This window comes from Bacillus sp. C30 (genome assembly GCF_040838255.1).
Taxonomy (GTDB): Bacteria; Bacillota; Bacilli; order Bacillales; family Bacillaceae_G; genus Bacillus_A; species Bacillus_A mycoides.
The window spans coordinates 1-2,855 of sequence record NZ_JBFPJH010000387.1 but is presented as its reverse complement, the minus strand read 5'-3'; the positions used below and the strand labels follow the sequence as shown (position 1 = coordinate 2,855).

The 2,855-nt window shown below is 35.6% G+C and carries 4 protein-coding genes; 1 reads left to right on the top strand and 3 read right to left on the bottom strand.

What is annotated here, in order from left to right:
* Positions 1-268, bottom strand: a 268-nt coding sequence (locus AB3X49_RS20670) for a patatin-like phospholipase family protein (RefSeq protein WP_367964437.1), incomplete at its 3' end; no start/stop codon positions are given.
* Between the two features lie 112 nt (positions 269-380).
* Here AB3X49_RS20670 and spoVV point away from each other — a divergent pair.
* On the top strand, positions 381-1,610 hold the full coding sequence (gene spoVV / locus AB3X49_RS20665) for a dipicolinic acid transporter SpoVV (RefSeq protein WP_367964435.1): 1,230 nt from the start codon (positions 381-383) through the stop codon (positions 1,608-1,610).
* On the opposite strand, the gene coaD is transcribed toward spoVV, so the two are convergent.
* A complete protein-coding gene (gene coaD, locus AB3X49_RS20660) occupies positions 1,602-2,093 on the bottom strand; it encodes a pantetheine-phosphate adenylyltransferase (RefSeq protein ID WP_002128865.1) in 492 nt (163 codons plus the stop codon). The two genes, spoVV and coaD, sit on opposite strands and share 9 nt — an antisense overlap.
* Positions 2,090-2,656, bottom strand: coding sequence for a 16S rRNA (guanine(966)-N(2))-methyltransferase RsmD (gene rsmD / locus AB3X49_RS20655; protein WP_367964432.1), 567 nt, complete (start codon positions 2,654-2,656; stop codon positions 2,090-2,092). Before rsmD ends, coaD begins: the two co-directional genes overlap by 4 nt.
* Between the last annotated feature and the right edge of the window lie 199 nt (positions 2,657-2,855).

Below are 2,855 nucleotides of genomic sequence, written 5' to 3'. Positions count from 1 at the left end.
TATCTTTAATACGTTTTCCAGCAATAAATCCCATTTTAGGAACTGTAAAATCCAAATAATATTTCCTTTTGAAAACAGCTGCCAATTTATACAGTCTTTCAACGTTACAACTCGCTGCATAAAATGTACCAATTAATGCCCCTATACTACTACCTGCTATCATGTGAATAGGGATGCCAGCTTCCCTCAACACTTTTATTACCCCTATGTGAGCAAAACCTTTTGCACCTCCGGATCCAAGCGCTAAACCGATTTTTGGTTCCTTCATTTTTCTCACCCTTTAATTTTTTTCATTCCTTTTTCATACTTATGGTCTAAATTCACCACATATCCACGTATACTGAAATGAACGTTTTTGGGACAAAGGGGGACTTTCTTACATGTACGAAAAATGGAAAACTGCTTTTCTTACCATATCAATGTTGTTTTTAACCTTTTCTCTTGTACTTCACCCCCAAGATGCTTTGCAAGCTTCAATTCGCGGGTTAAATATATGGTGGGAAGTTGTATTCCCTTCACTACTACCGTTTTTCATCATTGCGGAACTTCTAATCAGTATTGGTATTGTAAAATTTATCGGTGTTATATTAGAACCACTAATGCGTCCACTGTTTCGTGTTCCAGGGGTAGGCGGATTTGTTTGGGCAATGGGAATGGCTTCAGGATTCCCCGCTGGCGCCAAATTAAGCGCTAGACTACGCAAGAGCAATCAACTAACACAAATTGAAGCGGAACGACTCGTATCTTTCACAAATTCTTCTAATCCACTTTTTATTTTCGGAGCGGTTTCTATTGGTTTTTTCAATAATCCGAAATTAGGACTCGTATTAGCAGCAGCACATTATATAAGTAACTTTATCGTCGGATTACTTATGCGCTTTTATGGTAATAACGATACTTACATAAAAGACAAACATACGAATCAAAAGCGTGCCTTTCAAAACCCTTTTTCCATCCTCCACCAAACACGTATGCAAGAAAAAAGACCAATCGGAAAACTACTCGGTGACGCTATCGTTTCTTCTATTCAAACACTGCTCATGATTGGTGGGTTTATTATTTTATTCTCTGTTTTAAATAAAATGATTACTGTTTTCCAAATTACAGAAGCGCTTTCTTTTATTATGCAACATATTTTATCATTCTTCCAACTTACCTCCCAATTTAATATTCCGATATTATCCGGTATTTTTGAAATGACGCTCGGAAGCCAAATGATTAGTCAAATTAATGAAACAACACTTCTTCAACAAGCGATGGTAACAAGCTTCATTTTAGCATTTAGCGGTCTTTCTATTCAGGCACAAGTAGCAAGCATATTAGCGGAGACAGATATCCGCTTTAAACCATATTTTTTAGCTCGAATTATCCAAAGTATTCTCGCTCCTATTTTCACTTTTATATTTTGGGGACCATTTTATGAAAAAGTTCATTCTTTCTCGCCTACGCAAGAAGATCTTCCCGTATTTTTATTGAATCATTCTTATACACTAACTGATATTTGGACATCATTTATACACTACGGACCAATCTTCACCTTATTTTGTTTATATTTATATGTCATCTTATTGTTTTTACGCATTCATAAAGAAAAACCCCGTTCACTTTAACGGGGTTTTAAACTTTTCTTTTAAAGCACGCTCTACAATCGGAGGAACAAGGTCTACTACACTCCCACCATATCTCGCAACTTCTTTCACAATACTTGAACTTAAAAATGAATATTGATTATTTGTCATAATGAAGAAAGTTTCGATATTTTCGTCTAATTTTCGATTCATTGAAGTAATTTGCATCTCATATTCAAAATCAGAAACTGCTCGCAAACCACGTAATATTGCATTTGCATTACGCATTTTTGCATATTCCACCAATAATCCACTATGTGAATCAACTTTTACATTCGGAATATCCTTTGTCGCCTCTCGAATTAACTCTAGGCGTTCTTCTACCGAAAAGAATGGTTTTTTTGATGAATTGTTTAAAACAACTACATATACTTCATCAAATACTTTTGCTCCCCTTTTAATAATATCCAAATGTCCAAGGGTAATTGGATCAAAACTCCCTGAAGAAATAGCTATACTTGTCATTCTGTCCCCTCACCTTCATACTTATAAATCGAAATTGCTGTAATCCCGTAGTTTTCTGCCCGTACTTTTACAAGTTCTCCTATAGAATCAGGTAAAACCACGTCATCCCCATGCTCTGCCATAATGATGCCATCTTTATTTAACAATCCATGTTGATCCATTACACTAACTAAAGACACAATTTTTTGAGCTTTATATGGAGGGTCTATTAGTATAAGATCGAATGATATTTCACGCTTTATAAGCGCCTTTACCGCACGCTCTGCATCATTTCGGTACACTTCAGCTTGTTCTTGTAGTCTACAGCTTTCTAAATTTTGATGAATGACTTTTATCGCTTTACTATCTCGGTCAACAAAAATCACTTTATCAATCCCTCTACTTATGGCCTCAATTCCAAGACCACCGCTACCACCAAATAAATCAAGAGCGATACCACCATCATAATAAGGACCTATCATATTAAAAATAGATTCTTTCACTTTATCTGTCGTTGGACGCGTTGTATTACCAGGTACCGCTTTAAGTGGGTGCCCTTTACATTTTCCTGAAACTACTCTCATCTGTTGTCACTACCTTTATTTCAATCTATAGAGCGATTACAGCAAATTCATTTCAATTCGGTAACCGCTACCGATTCATACTATTTTATAAATTTTTTCATTAATCTGTTATTTAACTAATTGAAAACCTCAGTTAAAATAATCGCTCGCTATTTCTTTCATATCCATTTCACTATTTGCAAGCTACAACCCTCTATGT

Excerpts from the sequence above, each read along its gene's own strand:
- rsmD (WP_367964432.1), bottom strand. The coding sequence starts at position 2,656 with ATGAGAGTAGTTTCAGGAAAATGTAAAGGGCACCCACTTAAAGCGGTA.
- coaD (WP_002128865.1), bottom strand. The coding sequence starts at position 2,093 with ATGACAAGTATAGCTATTTCTTCAGGGAGTTTTGATCCAATTACCCTT.
- spoVV (WP_367964435.1), top strand. The coding sequence starts at position 381 with ATGTACGAAAAATGGAAAACTGCTTTTCTTACCATATCAATGTTGTTT.